The organism is Motiliproteus sp. MSK22-1 (assembly GCF_001968815.1).
In the GTDB taxonomy this organism is placed as follows: domain Bacteria; phylum Pseudomonadota; class Gammaproteobacteria; order Pseudomonadales; family Balneatricaceae; genus Motiliproteus.
In genome coordinates this window covers 538,532-557,051 of sequence record NZ_MIEQ01000027.1, presented here as the reverse complement: position 1 = coordinate 557,051, position 18,520 = coordinate 538,532, and the positions used below count along the sequence as shown (strand labels likewise).

The 18,520-nt window shown below is 47.9% G+C and carries 17 protein-coding genes; 7 read left to right on the top strand and 10 right to left on the bottom strand.

What is annotated here, in order from left to right; genetic code table 11:
• The first annotated feature begins 40 nt into the window (after positions 1 to 40).
• From paaA to paaE, 5 genes are all read left to right on the top strand, one after another.
• Positions 41 to 1,030 carry a 1,2-phenylacetyl-CoA epoxidase subunit PaaA gene (gene paaA, locus BGP75_RS08515; RefSeq protein ID WP_076717570.1) on the top strand — a complete coding sequence of 330 codons (990 nt, stop codon included), beginning with the start codon at positions 41 to 43 and terminating at the stop codon, positions 1,028 to 1,030.
• 188 nt (positions 1,031 to 1,218) lie between these two features.
• Positions 1,219 to 1,500 (top strand): 1,2-phenylacetyl-CoA epoxidase subunit PaaB, encoded by a 282-nt coding sequence (gene paaB, locus BGP75_RS08510; protein WP_076717568.1) that lies wholly within the window; start codon positions 1,219 to 1,221, stop codon positions 1,498 to 1,500.
• 14 nt (positions 1,501 to 1,514) lie between these two features.
• The gene (paaC, locus tag BGP75_RS08505) at positions 1,515 to 2,303 is read left to right on the top strand and encodes a 1,2-phenylacetyl-CoA epoxidase subunit PaaC (protein WP_233152879.1); all 789 of its coding nucleotides are present in this window, start codon (positions 1,515 to 1,517) and stop codon (positions 2,301 to 2,303) included.
• 84 nt (positions 2,304 to 2,387) lie between these two features.
• Positions 2,388 to 3,065 carry a 1,2-phenylacetyl-CoA epoxidase subunit PaaD gene (gene paaD, locus BGP75_RS08500; RefSeq protein WP_083704695.1) on the top strand — a complete coding sequence of 226 codons (678 nt, stop codon included), beginning with the start codon at positions 2,388 to 2,390 and terminating at the stop codon, positions 3,063 to 3,065.
• A gap of 118 nt (positions 3,066 to 3,183) precedes the next feature.
• Entirely contained in the window at positions 3,184 to 4,269 is a 1,086-nt protein-coding gene (paaE, locus tag BGP75_RS08495) for a 1,2-phenylacetyl-CoA epoxidase subunit PaaE (RefSeq protein ID WP_076717566.1), read from the top strand.
• 209 nt (positions 4,270 to 4,478) lie between these two features.
• Here paaE and parC read toward each other — a convergent pair whose 3' ends face one another.
• The 8 genes from parC to BGP75_RS08455 form a co-directional block, all read right to left on the bottom strand.
• Positions 4,479 to 6,800 carry a DNA topoisomerase IV subunit A gene (parC, locus tag BGP75_RS08490; protein ID WP_076717564.1) on the bottom strand — a complete coding sequence of 774 codons (2,322 nt, stop codon included), beginning with the start codon at positions 6,798 to 6,800 and terminating at the stop codon, positions 4,479 to 4,481.
• A gap of 124 nt (positions 6,801 to 6,924) precedes the next feature.
• Positions 6,925 to 7,671, bottom strand: a complete 747-nt coding sequence (locus tag BGP75_RS08485) for a sensor histidine kinase KdpD (protein ID WP_076717562.1) — start codon at positions 7,669 to 7,671, stop codon at positions 6,925 to 6,927.
• A complete protein-coding gene (locus BGP75_RS08480; protein WP_076717560.1) occupies positions 7,671 to 9,239 on the bottom strand; it encodes a tetratricopeptide repeat-containing response regulator in 1,569 nt (522 codons plus the stop codon). Before BGP75_RS08480 ends, BGP75_RS08485 begins: the two co-directional genes overlap by 1 nt.
• A gap of 112 nt (positions 9,240 to 9,351) precedes the next feature.
• Positions 9,352 to 11,244, bottom strand: coding sequence for a DNA topoisomerase IV subunit B (gene parE, locus BGP75_RS08475; protein WP_076717558.1), 1,893 nt, complete (start codon positions 11,242 to 11,244; stop codon positions 9,352 to 9,354).
• Positions 11,245 to 11,543: 299 nt separating this feature from the next.
• On the bottom strand, positions 11,544 to 12,206 hold the full coding sequence (locus BGP75_RS08470) for a YqiA/YcfP family alpha/beta fold hydrolase (protein WP_076717715.1): 663 nt from the start codon (positions 12,204 to 12,206) through the stop codon (positions 11,544 to 11,546).
• 186 nt (positions 12,207 to 12,392) lie between these two features.
• Positions 12,393 to 13,130, bottom strand: coding sequence for a metallophosphoesterase (locus BGP75_RS08465; RefSeq protein WP_233152878.1), 738 nt, complete (start codon positions 13,128 to 13,130; stop codon positions 12,393 to 12,395).
• Positions 13,131 to 13,192: 62 nt separating this feature from the next.
• Positions 13,193 to 13,690 (bottom strand): DUF1249 domain-containing protein, encoded by a 498-nt coding sequence (locus BGP75_RS08460; RefSeq protein WP_076717554.1) that lies wholly within the window; start codon positions 13,688 to 13,690, stop codon positions 13,193 to 13,195.
• Positions 13,691 to 13,715: 25 nt separating this feature from the next.
• The gene (locus BGP75_RS08455; protein ID WP_233152877.1) at positions 13,716 to 14,396 is read right to left on the bottom strand and encodes an NUDIX domain-containing protein; all 681 of its coding nucleotides are present in this window, start codon (positions 14,394 to 14,396) and stop codon (positions 13,716 to 13,718) included.
• Between the two features lie 225 nt (positions 14,397 to 14,621).
• On the opposite strand from BGP75_RS08455, the gene BGP75_RS08450 reads away from it, so the two are divergent.
• Both BGP75_RS08450 and BGP75_RS08445 read left to right on the top strand, forming a co-directional pair.
• Positions 14,622 to 15,839: a M48 family metalloprotease gene (locus BGP75_RS08450; protein ID WP_076717552.1), complete on the top strand. Its 1,218-nt coding sequence runs from the start codon at positions 14,622 to 14,624 to the stop codon at positions 15,837 to 15,839.
• On the top strand, positions 15,836 to 17,122 hold the full coding sequence (locus BGP75_RS08445) for a methyltransferase (protein WP_083704694.1): 1,287 nt from the start codon (positions 15,836 to 15,838) through the stop codon (positions 17,120 to 17,122). The genes BGP75_RS08450 and BGP75_RS08445 overlap by 4 nt, the downstream gene beginning before the upstream one ends.
• 184 nt (positions 17,123 to 17,306) lie before the next feature.
• Here BGP75_RS08445 and BGP75_RS08440 read toward each other — a convergent pair whose 3' ends face one another.
• The gene (locus tag BGP75_RS08440; RefSeq protein ID WP_076717550.1) at positions 17,307 to 18,047 is read right to left on the bottom strand and encodes a helix-turn-helix transcriptional regulator; all 741 of its coding nucleotides are present in this window, start codon (positions 18,045 to 18,047) and stop codon (positions 17,307 to 17,309) included.
• 180 nt (positions 18,048 to 18,227) lie between these two features.
• Complete coding sequence (locus tag BGP75_RS26750; protein WP_143821012.1) at positions 18,228 to 18,440, bottom strand: hypothetical protein; 213 nt, start codon at positions 18,438 to 18,440, stop codon at positions 18,228 to 18,230.
• Positions 18,441 to 18,520: the final 80 nt, after the last annotated feature.

Below are 18,520 nucleotides of genomic sequence, written 5' to 3'. Positions count from 1 at the left end.
AATACGGTCAAAATAAAAACAAATATTAAAGGAGCCTCTTATGTACGCTCAGATGGTTGATACAGGTGTTAAGAAGATCAAGACACTTGAAGAAATGACACAAGAGGAGCAGGCCTTCCAAAAAAAAATAGACGATGAAATAAAAATCGAACCTAAAGACTGGATGCCTGAAAAGTACCGTCAAACGCTGATACGACAGATTTCTCAACACGCCCATTCGGAAGTGGTCGGCATGTTACCAGAAGGTAACTGGGTCACCCGAGCCCCCACCCTAAAACGTAAACTTCAGTTAATGGCCAAAATCCAGGACGAAGCAGGTCACGGCCTGTATCTATACAGCGCCTGTGAAACACTCGGAGTCAGTCGAGATGATCTGGTAGAAGATCTGCACAGCGGAAAGGCTAAATACTCCAGTATCTTTAACTATCCGACGCTTAACTGGGCAGACATGGGAGCAGTAGGATGGCTGGTTGACGGCGCTGCAATTGTTAATCAGGTGGTACTGCAACGGACCTCTTACGGCCCTTACTCCAGATCAATGATCCGTATCTGTAAAGAGGAGAGCTTTCACCAGCGCCAGGGGTACGAGATTTTGCTGACCATGATGCGAGAAGGTAACGATGCCCAAAAGCAAATGGTGCAGGATGCCATCGACCGCTTATGGTGGCCATCGCTGATGATGTTCGGCCCTAGAGATGACGACTCCCCGAACAGCCAGCAGTCTTTAGCCTGGAAGATCAAACGACAATCCAATGATGAGCTTCGCCAGCGCTTTATTGACCAGACCATACCGCAACTGGAAGTGTTGGGCTGTACCGTACCAGACCCTGATTTGAAGTGGAATGAAGAGACGGGACACTATGATTTTGGTGAGATCCAGTGGCAAGAGTTCTATCAGGTCCTCAAAGGCAATGGCCCCTGTAACCGGGATAGAATCCGGACCCGAAAAAAAGCGATCGATGATGGCGCCTGGGTAAGGGAAGCCGCACTGGCCCACGCGGAAAAACATAGAGACAGTAACGCAGCCTGATTTTGACTGGGAAGACCCTTTGCAGAAGAACCCGCTCTATCAAAATGGTTCTGTTAACAAGGTGGTTCTACTAAACAGAATGTGACTATTTAGCCAGACAGGGTGATTTATCCGACTGGCAACATGTGTAGTCCGGTAATAAGAATCCGGCCAACTAAAAAAATAACGCTAAAGCCGAGGAATTTATTATGAAACACTGGCCTTTATACGAAGTTTTTATCCGCAGTAAGCACGGCCTAAGCCATAAACATGTTGGCAGTGTTCACGCAACCGATGCCAAAATGGCCATCGATAATGCCAGAGACCTTTACACGCGCCGTAGCGAAGGTGTCAGTATCTGGGTAATCCCCTCTTCAGAGATCACCGCCTCTATTCCTGGCGATAAGGAAGCTCTGTTTGATCCAGCCGAGGATAAAGTCTACCGCCATCCCTCGTTCTACAAGTTGCCCGCTGAAGTCGACCAGATGTAGAAGGAGAGAAACCAATGACTATAAATATGGATACACAATCAAACTCCCAGTCCGAAGCGCTATATGATTACCTGCTACGTTTAGGCGATAGTCCGCTCATCCTTGGACAACGTCTATGTGAGTGGTGCGGCCACGCTCCGGCATTAGAGGAAGAGATCGCAATCATGAACATCGGCCTGGATTTAATTGGCCAGTGCCGCAACTGGCTGGAACTGGCGGCAAAAACTGCTGATAACGGACAGGATGCTGACAAACTGGCATTCACCCGGGACGCTCATCAATACCGGAATCTGCTCATTGTCGAGCAACCTAATGGTAACTTTGCTGACACCATGGCCCGTCAGTATTTCTATGATGCCTGGCATCTGTTTACTCTGGAAGCGCTCTGCAACTCTAACAACAGGGATATCGCAGAAATAGCAGCAAAAGCCGTCAAAGAAGTCCGCTATCACCTGCGCCGTTCCAGGGAGTGGATTATTCGACTTGGGGACGGTACCGAATTAAGCCAGCAGCGTATGCAACAGGCCATTGATGATATCTGGATGTACACCGGTGAAATGTTTGAAATGGATGATATTGAAAAAACACTAGTCCAGGAGGGCTGTGCCGCAGACCAACAGCAGATAAAGCAGCGCTGGTTAGATGAGGTCGCTGAAACACTTGCAACAGCAACCATCAATCATCCTGATCCAGATGCTTATATGCAACAGGGTGGCAAGCAAGGAGTACATACCGAAGGTCTGGGATTCATCCTGGCAGAAATGCAGTTTCTGCAACGGGCTTATCCAAATGCAACCTGGTAACAGCGTCGCTGATGAACACTGGGCTAGCCGACGACATCAGACGGATAAGACCAGGGGCAGGCCGATAAAACAGGGGGCAACCTCATGAGACAAGCCAGTACACAACAGCAGCTGACAGCAGACAGTGCTGCTAAAACCAGCCAGCAGATTGCGGCTGAATTATTTCCTATCGAAGCAAACACTGAGTGCAAGCCGTCGACAGGACTGATTTCTACGGACCGGGGCCGCACAATTGATTTCCACAATCATCTCCCCACAGAGGAAGCGCTTTGGAATTTACTTGATTCAGTGCCAGACCCTGAAGTTCCGGCGGTTAGCGTAGTCGACCTGGGAATTGTTCGCAGCATTGAATATACGCAATCTGAAGCCGGTCAGGATGACACTGGACAGGAAGCTCCTGGGTACTGGCAGATCAGTATCACCCCTACTTATTCCGGGTGTCCGGCTACAGAGCTTATAGAGAATGAAATACGGGGGGCACTGCAACGCTCCGGTGTAAAAAACTACGCTATTCAGCAGCAGCTTTCGCCAAGCTGGACCACGGATTGGATTACTGATAAAGGTCGAGAACAGCTGCGGAAATTTGGTATCGCCCCACCCGCAGGAGACAGTCGAAAGCCCGGTATAGCAGCAGATATCGAATGCCCTCGCTGCGGTTCGAATCATCACAAGAAGATCAGTGAGTTTGGCTCTACCGCCTGTAAAGCACTCTATCAATGTGAAGACTGCCAAGAACCCTTTGATTACTTCAAATGTATTTGAGCTTTAACTCTGGCTAGACCCGGTTCCCCGGTAATCGCGGCAATATCGATCACTATAGAAAATTAAACTATTTACAAAACAACGTAAAAGAATAAAAACACAGCAAGGAGCCCTACCCATGAAACGCTACCATGCCTTGACCGTTACTGACCTTCGTCAGGAAACCCCTGATGCGGTTTCCATCGGCTTAGCGGTTCCCAGCGAGCTACAGGAACAATTCCATTTTAATCAGGGACAGCATCTCAACTTGAGAGCAAAAATTGATGGAGAGGAGGTCCGCAGGTCCTATTCAATTTGCTCAGGTGTTGACGAGAATGAGCTTCGCATCGCTGTTAAACGAGTGCAGGACGGGGTTTTCTCTAACTACGCCAATGAACATATCCAGATAGGGCAACGCATAGAGGTCATGCCCCCACAGGGGCATTTCTATACAGATCTGGACCCTGCCAGTGAACGGGAATATCTGGCAGTGGCTGCCGGTAGTGGCATTACCCCGATTCTATCGATAATCAGAAGTACCCTGTCCCAGGAACCCAATAGCCAGTTCACGCTGTTTTATGGAAACCGCTCCACCACCAGTACCCTGTTCAGAGAACAGCTGGAAGATCTGAAAAACCTGTACATGGAACGGCTCAACCTGATTTACATCATGAGTCGGGAACAACAGGAAGTTGACCTCTTCAATGGCCGGATAACCGGGACTAAATGCCAACAGCTACTCCAGCAATGGATTCATCCGGACCAACTTCATGCCTGCTTTCTCTGTGGTCCTCAAAGCATGATTGAAGAAGTATCTGAGGCGCTGAAGGATTCCGGCGTAGAAAGAGAGCGTATCCATTTCGAGCTGTTCACGACGGCGTTATCCAATCCCAATGCTGACACCGACTCGTTACCCACTCAACAGGGAAGCAGTTCAAGCCAGGCTGTCAGTGAAGTGAGTGTTGCGATTGACGGACGAACCCTGAGTTTTGAACTGGCCCACGACAGTGAAAACATTCTTGACGCAGGTATCAAAGCAGGGGCAGATCTACCCTGGTCCTGTAAGGCCGGTGTATGCTCAACCTGCCGAGCAAAGGTGGTTGAAGGTGAGGTCAAGATGGACGCTAACTTTGCCCTGGAAGATTATGAGCTGGAGGCCGGATATGTATTAACCTGTCAGTGCCATCCAGTCTCAGACAAAGTAATCCTGGATTACGATCAGTAATCGACAGGGCTGTTCGCTCCCCGCTTCGCCAGTACATGAGATGATAAGCGGACAACTATTTACACCGAGCTTTTAGACTGCTGAATTGACAGAATTCTACACTGTAATTTAACTGGAAAGCTCAAATCAGCGGGAAGGCCCAGCGAGCCCAACAGGGCTCGCTGGCAGCAGAATGGATTTATTCGCCGGTTTCCCGGCATACTCTGTTGTTACGAAGTCTCTCCTTCGGGTGAGGGATCAGCCGCTGTGTCAGTGTCTGACTGATCGGTCTCGTTGCTGGATTTTCCCTCTGACTCGATCCGATCCACACGCTGAAAACCTCTCGGTAGCTTGCTTCCCCGTCGTCCCCGCTCGCCTCGATAATGCTCAAGATCCGATGCCTTAAGAGTCAAGTGACGCTTACCGGCATGCACCGTCAAAGAGCTATCGGGATCGATGACTGTGAGCGCAACAACAAACTCTTCACGGCTTGCAGACTTAGCTGAAGGTATATTAATAATCTTATTACCCTTCCCTCTCGCCAGCTCCGGTAGCTCAGAAACAGGGAACAGCAGCAATCGGCCTTCATTTGTCACCGCCGCAAGCAGTTGGGATTCGGTATTCTTAACTAACCGGGGACGCATCACCATGCTCCCCTTAGGCAAAGTAAGTGCAGCCTTCCCTGCCTTATTCTTACTTAACAAATCCCCAAAGCTACAGATAAACCCATAACCAGCATCCGACGCCAGCAGCAGCTTTTGCTCTTCTGCGGCAATCACCAGAGCATCGACTCCTGCGCCGCTGGGAATATTAAGTCGGCCTGTCAGGGGTTCTCCCTGACCTCGGGCAGACGGAAGGCTATGGACCGGTACGGCATAGGCGCGTCCGCCAGAATCAAGAAATACGGCTGATTGATTGGTACGCCCACAGGCCGAAAGTTTGTATTCATCGCCGGATTTGTAGTTCAGTGCCTCTGGATCAATATCATGGCCTCTGGCAGCCCTAACCCAGCCCTGCTTGGACAGAACAACGGTGACCGGATCAGCACTCATCAGCTCAATTTCACTGTATGCCCGAGCTTCAGCTCTGGAGATAATCTGCGAACGACGATCATCGCCATACTCTTGCGCAGCTTTGCTTAGCTCATCTCTGATTAATTTACGTAACTTAGCTTTGGAGCCAAGCAGCGCTTCCAGTTTCTTACGCTCTTCAGCCAGTTCATCCTGCTCAGTACGAATTCTCATTTCTTCAAGTTTTGCCAAATGGCGCAACTTTAACTCCAGAATGGCTTCTGCCTGAATATCGCTGAGATTAAATCGCTCCATCAATACCGGTTTAGGTTTATCCTCATTTCGAATAATTTCGATCACTTCATCGATATTCAAAAACGCAATCAATAAGCCATCAAGAATATGCAACCGGTCCAAGACCTTATCCAAACGGTATTGGAGACGGCGGGTCACGGTATCTGTCCGATACTGCAACCACTCACTAAGGATCATCTTCAGATTCTTAACCTGAGGTCGCCCATCAATGCCAATCATATTGAAATTGACACGATAGCTCTTTTCCAGGTCGGTAGTGGCAAACAGATGAGCCATCAGCTGTTCTGTATCAATTCGGTTTGAGCGAGGAATGATGACCAGACGTGTTGGATTCTCATGATCAGATTCATCCCGCAGATCGCTGACCATAGGTAGTTTCTTGGCCTGCATCTGTGCGGCTATCTGCTCCAGAACCTTAGCTCCTGAAGTCTGATGGGGCAAAGAGGTGATTACAATTTCACCATTTTCCTTGCAATAGATGGCTCTCATCCTTACCGAACCACGACCACTCTCATAGAGCTTGAGCAGTTCGCTGCGAGGGGTAATAATTTCGGCCTCGGTTGGATAGTCAGGCCCCGGCATAATCTCAGTCAGGGTCTCAAGATCAGTATGGGGATCATCCAGCAACTTAAGGCAGGCATTGCATACCTCTCTCAGATTGTGGGGAGGTATATCCGTGGCCATTCCGACGGCTATTCCTGTTCCACCATTCAGTAAAAGATTGGGGACCTGGGCCGGCAGCGTTAAAGGCTCCGTCATGGTGCCATCAAAATTAGGCCCCCAATCCACCGTACCCTGGCCCAGTTCCGACAATAATAAGGCAGAATAAGGCGTCAGTCGCGATTCAGTATATCGCATCGCTGCGAATGACTTGGGATCATCGGGTGCTCCCCAGTTTCCCTGACCGTCCACCAACGGATAACGATAAGAGAAAGGCTGAGCCATCAACACCATCGCCTCATAACATGCACTGTCACCATGGGGATGGAACTTACCCAATACGTCACCGACAGTACGGGCAGACTTTTTGTACTTGGCACCGGCTTTAAGTCCCAGTTCCGACATCGCATAAACAATGCGTCGCTGGACCGGCTTCAAGCCATCACCAATATGGGGCAAAGCCCGATCAAGAATGACGTACATCGAATAATCCAGATAGGCTTTTTCGGTGTACTCTTTTAAGGAAAGACGTTCAACGCCTTCGTCAATTTGTACAGTTCCTGTCATAAAATTAGACTGCTTATGTTGCTCAACCTGACCACGGGGAAACGCACCTGGAGACAGGTAGAATTGGATTCAAATAATTTATGGTATGCAAGTATTCGGATTTATCTGCGTTCGTCTGCATTGATCAAGGCAGGAAAAGTCTAAAACAACCTCCTCCTAAAGAGCTATCGTTACTGAGCTCGACAAATCCCTGCAGCGCGCTGTCCGGTTGATCTGGACTCTGTATCCGTCGGTGAAGTTGTGCCACAGTCTGGGCAAAATAGAGTCCAAAGCCGGTGCTACCGCTGACAAAATCGACCCCCATCGGCACCAGGTCGAGTTTTCCCAGCATCTTTTCCGGGAACCCCTTACCATCATCTTCGACACGGATGCATAAATAGGATGCACCCTCTTCATTAGCACTGAGTTGAATACAATCGGCTGATATTCTTACCCTTTCTGCCGAGATTAGCACCCGCCCCTCAGCATAACGAATAACATTGGTTAAGATCGTGCTGATCACGCCGTTAACCAACTGACCATCAAACTCCCAACTCAGTTGCTCGTTAACCTGCTGCTCAACCTCCACACCTCGGGATTCAAGCAATGGACGATTCATCAGAACCAGATCTTCAATAAAGTCATCAAGGTAATGCTCAACCAATTCAGAACGATACTGACGCTGTTCCAATTTATAAAGCGTCATCATCTGAATAAGATAATTATTAAGCCGGTTGATTTCGAAATTCAGTTGCCCAAATTGTTGACTCTCCCCATCAGCCTGAGCCTCCATCTGAGCTACCAGATGCAGCAACATGCCGATGGAGTTTTTCATATCATGGACGGAAGAGGCCAATAAGGTCGAAAAATCCAGTGGCTCAACATTACTCATCAGCTGACAACTCTCTGCTTTAGTTTTCCTAAACGGCGGCTCAGGTCTCCATGCAGTTTAAAGCGGCGATCATCTTCCGACAAGCTGGCGGAACGTTCCAGCGCACCTTCAGCCAAATCCAGCAGCTCCTGCTGAACACCATTTTTGATCATATAGTGAATGGCCACCTGAGCGGTGTTGAGACAAATGGAGTAACTACGAGGCTTTTCTGTAACAGCCTGCTTCAGCACTTCCAATGCAGCTCCTATGTCACCCTGATCGTAAAGTGAAATGGCCTGAGTGTTGTGGTTGGACTCTTCGGCCTGCATGGCGGCAACAACCTTTTCCACCATATCCTTGCGCCCCAGAGCCTCGAGTTTTACCAGCAGTTCCTCTTTCATTGCTGCGGGCAGAGTCCCCTCTTTATCTTTCGCACAGAGATCATAGGCTCGAAAGATTGCTTTTTCAGCTTCGTGTTTATGACCTCTGATCGTGTGTATCTTATTGTCCATCAAACGGGAAGTCAGCCCTATTTTGGCATCATCTTTATAAAAGTGGCGTAACTCGTCCATGGCTTCAAGCGCTTTGGTTTCAACAACTTTCCCAGCCAGTCCCTGACTCCCGTCCAGACGGTCCACCAGTATTTCAGTGAGTTTCATATAGCTTTCAGGAGAGCGAAAAACTGAATGCTTACCCACTTTGACCGACCGGCTATAGGCCTTCTCGGCTTGCTGAACGTCACCATTACGCATAGCAAGATCACCCAAATGGGTTTGTCTGCGCACATTGACAGGCGAGGTTTTGACCGCCTCTTCCAGCGAGGCCTGAGCCCCTTCAGTGTCGCCGCGCTGCTCCTGACAACGGGCAAGCCAATCCCAAGCCTGCACGTAACCCTTGTCTTCATCCAGCAAAGAATGAAGATATTGTTCCGCCTTGGGGTAATTTTTTTGATAAAAGTGACTTTTTCCCAAGCCAAGCACAGCCCAGGGCAAATGTTTTTCTCTGAGCACCTCAGCGCATAACACCTCAGCCTGGCCGTACTCTTCCTGATCAAATAATAATTGTGACTTAAGCCGTTGCGCATAACGTTTATAGCGCCGGTTTGCCTCCACAATCTTGTCACACAGAGTGACGGCTGATCTTATATCTTCCTTATCCATTGCCCGATACACGGGCTGAAAGATACGATTACGTTCAAGCAGGCGCTGAAGGCGAGTTTGCAGAACTTCTTTAGTGAAAGGTTTGGTCAGATAGTCGTCCGGTTGATATTCCAGCGCCCCTCTGACCATTTCACTGCCACTTTCAGCAGTAATCATCATAAACAGAGCAGAACTCTTCAATAACTTATGATGTTTGGCCTCTTCCAGTACATCGTTACCGTTTTTCCCTTCCCCAAGGTTGTAATCACAGAGAACAACATCATAACGCTTCTTGGAAATAGCTCTTATGGCATCCTCTCCATGTAGCACCATGTCAATATCATTGGCACCAAAGGACATCAGCATAGTGCGCTGAGCACCACAAAAACTGGGAAAATCATCAACTATCAAAAACTTTAGCTGACTGTAGTCGGACTCAAATGAAGACATATCCCTCTATTCCTCTACAGTATTGTTAGTACTTGCGAAGTGAATATTTGCATCGGTCATTTTCACATAGCCAGTTTTTCATATAGCAATTAGTTGCGGATCATTCAACTGATCACACATCCGCAAGATTTCCTTTACTCTGTAGCCAGCTTTTACGATCGCCAGCCCGTTTCTTTGCCAGCAGCATATCCATTACCTCGTGAGTTCCGTCACCGCTTTCAACTTGCAGTTGTACCAATCTGCGGGTATCTCGCGCCATGGTGGTTTCACGTAACTGCAGGGGGTTCATTTCCCCAAGCCCTTTAAATCGTTGCACATTAATTTTGCCCCGCTTCTTTTCTGCGGTAATACGATCCAGTATGCCGGCTTTTTCATCCTCGTCTAAAGCATAATAGACCTCTTTACCGACGTCGATGCGATAAAGTGGTGGCATTGCCACATAAACATGCCCTGCCATCACCATCGGTTGAAAGTGGCGAACAAATAATGCGCAGAGCAAAGTGGCAATATGCAATCCATCGGAATCGGCATCAGCGAGGATACAAACTTTGCCATAGCGAAGACTATCGAGGTTATCCGAGGCTGGATCTACACCGATGGCAACTGAAATATCATGAACTTCCTGGGAAGAAAGAATATCACCAGACTCAACTTCCCATGTGTTAAGGATTTTCCCCCTGAGTGGCATAACAGCCTGAAACTCACGATCACGTGCCTGCTTCGCCGACCCGCCAGCAGAATCCCCTTCCACCAGAAACAACTCGGAGCGCATGGCCTCCCCGCCAGAGCAGTCCGCAAGTTTACCGGGTAACGCCGGCCCCTGGGTTATACGTTTTCGAGTTACTTTTTTCCTTGAACGCATTCTTTTCTGAGCGTTATTGATGGCTAATTCTGCCAACTGCTCGCCTTGCTCTGTATGCTTGTTCAGCCACAAACTGAAAGCATCTTTTACCGTTCCCGTGACAAAGGCTGCTATCTGCCGGGAAGAAAGCCGTTCTTTGGTCTGACCTGAAAACTGTGGATCCTGCATTTTGACTGAAAGTACGTAAGAACATCGATCCCAAATGTCCTCAGCAGTCAGCTTCACACCGCGAGGCAGCAGGTTCCGAAACTCGCAAAACTCTCGTACCGCCTCCAATAAACCGGTACGGAAACCGTTTACATGAGTTCCCCCCTGAATCGTTGGTATCAAATTCACGTAACTCTCGGTGATCATATCACCACCTTCAGGTAGCCATTGAACAGCCCAGTCAACGGCCTCGAATTCGCCGGTCAATACTCCAACAAAGGGTTCGGGAGGCAAGGTTTCGTACAGTTGAGAAGCACTCTTCAGGTAATCGCTAAGACCATCCTGATAAAACCATTCATCCTTTTTCTTTTCACTGCCACTGAGATCATTAAAAACAACCCTCAGGCCAGGACAGAGCACCGCCTTAGCTCTCAGCATATGCCGCAATCGACTCACGGAATATTTAGGCGAATCAAAATACTGAGGATCGGCCAGGAATCGAACTTCAGTACCCGTATTACGCTTGCCGACCGTATCAACTATTTCCAGATCTGATACTTTTTCGCCATCAGCAAAGCCTATCCGGTAAAGATTGCCATCACGCTTAATGGATACTTCCAACAGTTTGGACAGGGCGTTTACCACCGACACGCCAACCCCGTGCAAACCACCTGAAAACTGATAATTATCGTTGGAAAACTTTCCTCCGGCATGAAGGCGGGTCAGGATCAATTCAACACCACTCACACCATGTTCAGGATGAATATCAACGGGCATTCCTCGACCGTTATCACTGACGGTCAGCTGTCCATCTTTTGACAGGGTCACATCTACACGGTCCGCATGTCCTGCCAGGGCTTCATCAATGGAGTTATCGATCACCTCTTGTGCCAAGTGGTTAGGACGTTCTGTATCGGTATACATTCCAGGACGTTTCTTAACCGGATCGAGGCCACTAAGTACTTCTATCGAATCTGCATTATAAGTGCTGTTCATTGCTTGTATTACTTACTCCTGTTGAGAACGATCTGGGCGTCTGAAACTCACCCCAACTAACCGCAGCCTGCCCATCTGACAAATAACAAATCGACCTGAAACGTTACTCTATTTGCTTCACATCGACATTTGCTTCACACCGACTCTGAACCCTAAGAGCATTCTTCAAGACCTTTAGCGAAACCGTTAACTGATGAATGCTTTAACTGCTGTGGTTTGTGACTTCTATAGTTTGTAACTTCTATGGTTTGTAACTTCTATGGTTTGTAACTTCTATGATTTACGGCTGACTACCAGAATTAACACGGCCGATCATGACCTTCACCTGACCAGGGCTGCTGCGCAAATTGTTCAATGAGAGGTAACATGGACTCAAAATCATCAAACCCATGGCTCCCTCCCTCCTGAACAATCATTTCAGCCCCGTCATAAAGCTCCACAGCCTGACGATAGTCCAGCACCTCGTCTGCCGTTTGAGTCAATAACAAATATCGACTCCTATCCTGAATACTCTCACTTCTCAGTTGCTGCAGCTGCTCAAGATGTTGATGAGTCAGTTGGTAACGTTCCTGAGAGTATAGATTCTGGTTTTCCCCCAGTAGCTCTTCCAATAACTGGTCGGGACGCACTGCCGGGTTGATCAATACACATTTAAGATCTAAACCAGTGCAGGCGTTACCTTCTGTGATTGTCTGCTGGTTAATCGAAGCGAACTTTTCGACCAGATAAGTACTGTAAAACCCACCCAAAGAGCTACCAAGAAGAAGTATCCTTCGGTCTCGGTGCCTTTCGATCAGGGCTTCCAATGTTTCAATTGCACGCTTCGGCCAATGCGATAATTCAGGTACCTTAACTTCATCTTCCCGGCCTTGCTGTTTAAGCCAATCAACTAACAGGCGCGCTTTATATGACTGGGGAGAACTATTAAACCCATGTACATAGATAAATAGTGGTTTCAACATCGTTGCTCTGTAACCTTTAATAAAACCATCACCAATCTTTAACCGAACGATCAATGTAACCTGTGCGATAAGAAAAAATACAGTATAGTCACTGCATTAGGCAACATCTGTCTGTATTTGCAGAACCTGATTTATCCACTATCGCCATAAAGCTCAGCGCTCAGTTATCCCTTACAGCTTTCGACTCTACCCCTTACATCTTTCTACCCGCGTCATGAAATTCCCATCATCATTCAGTCGAAACCATCGATAACCGGGCAACGCCTGTGGAACCCTGGTCTCTATCTGAAAACTGTCACAACATTTTTTAAACTGCACGCCCGTTGAGGGACAACTAAACATCTTCCATCGACCATAATCAAACTCCCAGTCCTGGTGGACATGACCGAATATAACCACTCCGGAATCAGAGCATTGATCCAGTAACGCCAGGAACCGGGTACGGTTAGCCAGGGCAATTTCATCCTGCCAACGACTGTTTACAGATAACGGATTATGATGCAAGACGATGAAATGGGGTCCGGATAAGGACAGACGTACAGCAAGACGCTCCAGTTCCTGTTCCGACAGGCTTCCCCTACCCCAGCCGTTGCCTTCGGATGTTGAATCCAGCAGTGTCACTTGCCAGCGACCCAGCTGCATTCCGTCGAGCATGGAGCCGAAAAGCATTGCCATTAATTCAGCATCATCATGGTTACCGGGAATCCAGCGCCAGGGGATATTCATTTGATTCAATCTGTTTTGAATGCGTTGGTAAACCTCAGCACCGCCGCTGTGGACACAGTCCCCGGTTAGCAGCAACAGATCAGCATCCTGATGATCTCTTTGAATATGCTTGGTGATGCGCAAAAAAGATGACTCTACATCAATGTCACGATAATAATCTTCAGGGGTCTCCATCAGGTGCAAATCACTGATTTGCACCACCTTGAAGCTATCTTGATGAAGGGGTTTATTCGCTGGGACGTTATTTGTCAGGACTGAGCTCATGCAATTGCAAGCTGATCTGAACTATGGCCGTGAGCCAGACACTGAGTCAACCACTCACCAAGATATTGATTCAGCTGTGCTTTTTCATCAGGATGATGCATCTGTTTATTGGGATATGGATAGCACCCCTTTAGCTGTCGACGCTGCTGACAAATAACTTCAGCCATACGGGCATCATGATAAATACGCACGATCAGGGCCGGCATATTGATCCAGGCATGCTGACTATAGTTCTGTTCGCTATCTGAAGCACTGCTTTGACTCGATTCGTCATGCTCAAGTCTGTCATATCGCTGCTGGACCTTTATCGTCGTGGTGTAAGCAAAGCGTTCCTCCACACTGAGTTCGACTGTCGCGCGATGATGATGCCAGAGAACATGAAAAAAACGCTCATCACATTTGTCCATGTCCGGCATCAGTTTTATCAATCGCAGGTAGTTGGCCTCACAGGAAGCCATCTGTCGCGACAAGTCCGGAACATACTTTTTTTTCATACACCTTCTTCGTAATTCTGTTGTTTCACTGTTTTGACCACTGATCCTGAAGCATAGTCCAATTCAGCTGTAACCACTGCAAAGCCATGATCGTTGGAGCATTATTAATACGGCCAGATTCCACTGCAGTATACGCAGTCTGTCGCGAAACCACGGTAACACGGATATCTTCACCTTCCTGTTCCAGTCCATGATACCCACTAAGCCCACGGGAATCGACTTTTGCACACATCAGATGAATATACTCCTGGCTACCTCCAGGACTGACATGGTAGTTACAGATCGGTACAAGTTCGAGAATCTCAGCACCCGCTTCTTCCTGGGCTTCTCGTCGGGCAACCTCCATATCCGACTCTCCAGGCTCTATAATTCCGGCAATCAACTCTAACAACCAGGGCCCGTTTGGATCTTTCAGAGCGCCTACACGAAACTGTTCAATCAGGACTACAGCGTCCCGCTCCGGATCATACAAGAGTACACAAGCCGCATCATCTCTTAGAAACAGCTCTCGTTTCAAAACCTCAGAGCGTCCACCTTCAAACAAACGATGAGTGAACGTCAACTCCTCCAGCCGGAAAAAACCCTGATGGGCAACCTGTCGATCAAGGATTTCAACGTCATTACCGCCGAATCTGGACACCAGCTTATCCATGTCCATGCCCACCTTATCTTGCTGGTCCTTCTTACAGTCCTTATCGACATCCATATAACCCTAAGCCCCATTCTCTGTGTCTTGTTTCATCAACTCGCCAGGCGATCCAATTCTCTCTTGCATATTATCCCGTTAGCCTTGGATAATAGTCGTTGTTGCCGTATTTCATTATCCGGGCAGCAGACAATTGTTTTATCACTATTTGCAGTTTGCTATGGTTAATCCCAGTATTGCGGTCGCAAACGAATAAAGAGTTTCACCCTGAATAAGAGAGCGTTTGTGCCTCGTACTATCCCCCTCATCATTTCACAAGTTGCTCTGACGCTTCCAGTTATTATCTCGGGATTACTGGCCGGCTGCGCTCAGCCGGTTACGCCGGTCCAGAAGTCCCCACCGGCACTTCTTGCGGTTGAAGAGCAAAAACAGTTATCACTGGCATTCAATCAGCGACTTGATCGGCAAAAGCGGGTATTGGATCTATCCTATCCGATTTTGGCTGCCGGGAGTGAACTCTGCTCAGATAAAACCCGATTATCCATGGGATTCACCTTTAGCAATAAACAGGCTACCGAAGAGAAATTCCGCGATACTGCTATCCGAGACCTGGGCCTCGGCGAACCACTGCAAGTCATTCAGGTGGCCCGGACATCCCCCGCTGAAAAGGCAGGAGTACTATCGGGCGATATACTGGTTTCTCTGAACGGGGAAGTTTTTGGAAGTGGGAAATCAGCTTTGCAATCAGTGCCGCCCCTATTGAACAGCCTGGAGGAAAACAGAAAATCTATTCTGCTCGTCGCCCGTCAGGGAACAACGACTGAACTTGTTATCACACCTGAAAAGATCTGTGATTACCCGGTGTCGATGTCATCTGAGGATGAAGTCAATGCCTATGCCGACGGTAAACGGATATTGCTGACCAAGGGCATGCTTCGCTTTGCTCAGGAAGATTCAGATCTGGCCCTGGTCATCGCCCATGAATTAGCTCATAACGCTTTCGCGCATATGCCTAAAACAGTTAAGAATGCCCTTAGTGGATCCATACTCGATTTACTTGCCTGGAGTCACGGCATTCCTTCACCGGGTGTTTTTGCTATGGGTGGAAGCCGTGTTCATCTGCAGGGGTTCGAAATGGAAGCCGATTACGTAGCCCTCTATCTGCTGGCTCGAAGCGGTTATCCTATTGAAGAAAGTGCTAATTTCTGGCGTAGAGTCGCAACTGAGTATCCTGAGCAGATTAAAGATAAAGGCAGTGATAATCTAGCTGCAACTCACCCTTCCTCTCCCGCACGTTTCCTGGCAATGGAAACCACTGTCAAGGAAATACGAGAAAAGCAGGCAGCTAATAAACCGCTGCTACCTGAACAGCTGAATACCTCTTTCGCCAATGCACAGAGCTCATCAGCAACCTCCGAGGACAGCGCAGCTCAAAAAGCCAGGCAAGCCAAGGCGCTTTCTCCAAACAACGAAAACATGACGTCAGGCATGCCATTATTGTGAATAACATTGATGCTGCAGCCAGCGACACTGATGACCAGCCTCTCAAAGGCAGCCCTGTACCGTCTAACTGTTCGACATTCAACAATGCATCAGATAGTTTGCTTGAGCGCTTTCAGCTATTGGACAAGATTCTTAGCTCACATCGGCGCTATTGGCAGCTCCGTCCGTTCTCGATGCTTGACCTGCCATGGCGTCATAGCAATCCTGAATTATGCCATTGGCTCGAAGACCAGCCTCTGCAAACATTGGAAAGTAATGATCAACAATTACAGGAGCTGATTACCTGCCTTTCACCATTTATTGAGGGTATCGAACAGTTTCATGAGCTCTGTTTGCTACCTCAGAATACCTTCCAGCAACAAGACTTGCCTGCCTGGCTTGGAAACCATATACCCGGTAGAAAATGGCAGCAAATTCAAGCTTTTGAGCAGATCACTGCTCGACCACAATTGCCGGTTCTGGAGTGGTGTGCCGGAAAAGGACACCTTGGCCGGCTGATTTCATTTCAACGGCAAGTAGCCGTTCAGAGTCTTGAACTGAACACCCAGCTTTGCAGCCATGGGCAATCACTGGCTGACAAACGTCACCTGCCGATCAAGTTTGTCAATCAAGATGCACTTGCGGCCGAGGCCGCATCTTACCTTGGAAAGAACCAGCACGCGGTAGCATTGCACGCCTGTGGGGATTTACACCTGCAGCTAATCAAGCTAGCCAGCCAGAAAGGGACACAAAATATCAGCGTATCACCTTGCTGCTATCACCTCATTCAAGAAGACCGTTATGCCCCTCTCTCAGCTGCAGCACAACTGAGCAACCTAAGGCTCGATCATCATGATCTGCGCCTGCCATTACAGGAAACGGTAACTGCTCCAAAACGCACTGAGCAAATGAAACAGCAAGAGGTCTCCTGGCGCCTGGGCTTTGACCTGTTGCAGCGAAACCTCCGCAATTGCAACCAGTACCTGAATACACCCAGTTTGCCCAAACATCTGCTAAAAGGTTGTTTTAGGGATTATTGCCATTGGATCGGTGAAAAAAAGGCTCTTGAAATTCCTGACAATACCGATTTCTCATATTATCAACAGGCAGGGTATGATCGATACCCACTGATTCGAAAAATAGAACGGGTGCGCCACCTCTATCGCCGCCCATTGGAGCTATGGCTGGTTTTGGATCGTGCCCTGTATCTTCAGCAACAAGGCTATCAGGTATCCATTTCGGAGTTCTGCCAACGCCATCTGACACCCCGCAATGTATTGATTGAAGCAACGGCCCGCTTTTGATCTGACTCCCTACCGGCTCTCCTGGAATTGTCACTAATAGAAACGGATGCATTAATCAGGTATCCCATAGCGATCAAACACCTATATGTCATTGTCGATCATTTTTCGGTCCTGGTATGGCCTTTTAAATCCTTGACCTTTAACAGCTTTGACCGATAGCCCCAGGATCTGTAGACGTCTGCCCCTAAGATCCCTTTTTAAAGCGCTCAAACAATCCGTACTGCCAAGGTCGCACTGCAAGAACCACCGTCGTTCCCTTACGTTCTTCAAATGCCAGCTGGGCATCATCATTGGTCAACTCATCAAACTCTCGTACCAGTTGCTCCATCTTTCGTTGAAACACCGCATTTGAGCTGTCTGCCAGCATCCCATTGATTACCAGTAATTTTTCTTGCTTTTTATCAAAGCGAGAATTAAAGAATTCAGCTTCCAGCTTTTCCTGAAAGAACCTTTGAATAGGTCCATTGTCCAGCCACTTGAAATTAGGTGCGACCAGTAACTTGATTCGATTTCGAGGTAGTAGCTCTACCATCTTCAATCGATCAAGTTTAGCCAGATGCTGAATACAGTTGGTTTCAGGTATCTGAAAGTAGCCTTGTATCTGTTCCAGCGTCCATCGGTTTAGAACACAAACCGTTATCAGCAGCAGCTCAAGATCTCCGGCTATATCCTTTTCCTGTTCCACGGTTAGACTACTGAGCTGAGACTTGGCATTATCTGTCATCAGCTGAACCACATCACTGATCTGTAAATCAATCATCTGACAGATCTGCTCTAAGCGTAGTAAGGAGAAACTGTTTTCTGAAAACAAACGCTTCACACTGGCCTCTGAGAGCTGCAAATGCTCTGCAACATCGGCATAGGTTTTTCCATGGGCCTTTAACGTTCTTTTCAAGGTAGCGACCAGTTGGGTAGTCTGGGACATAGTTGATTCTCTCTACAGTGGCCTCTATTTACACGAATAATTTTTACTCGGCCTTTTTCTACAAATCAATCGTACAACGTCAAAGGTGAACAATGTTTCAGTTTTTATTACCGGTACAGACGGCACTGCCAGGAAATACCTGGTTTAGCCCAGTAATATCGCCAGCGGTTGTTTCCCCTGTCAGTTCAACGCCAGTTCAGCAATCACATCGACAAACCGATCTACAATATTCGGTAGTAATTGCCGCAAGATGCTATTGCAGATCGTTGCAATAGTCACGACCGACAGCCAGATTCTGAGGGAACCTATGAATAAGTCCATGGTGTTCTCTGTAGGCTCTAGAACGGTCAGATACCAGAAAGACAGCGCAGCAAAATGACGAGTCCTTTTCACGCTGTCTTAGCCACAACAAACAAAAAGTATAGAATATTAATACCACAGGACGGTAAAAATGTTACTTGATTTAATAAAGT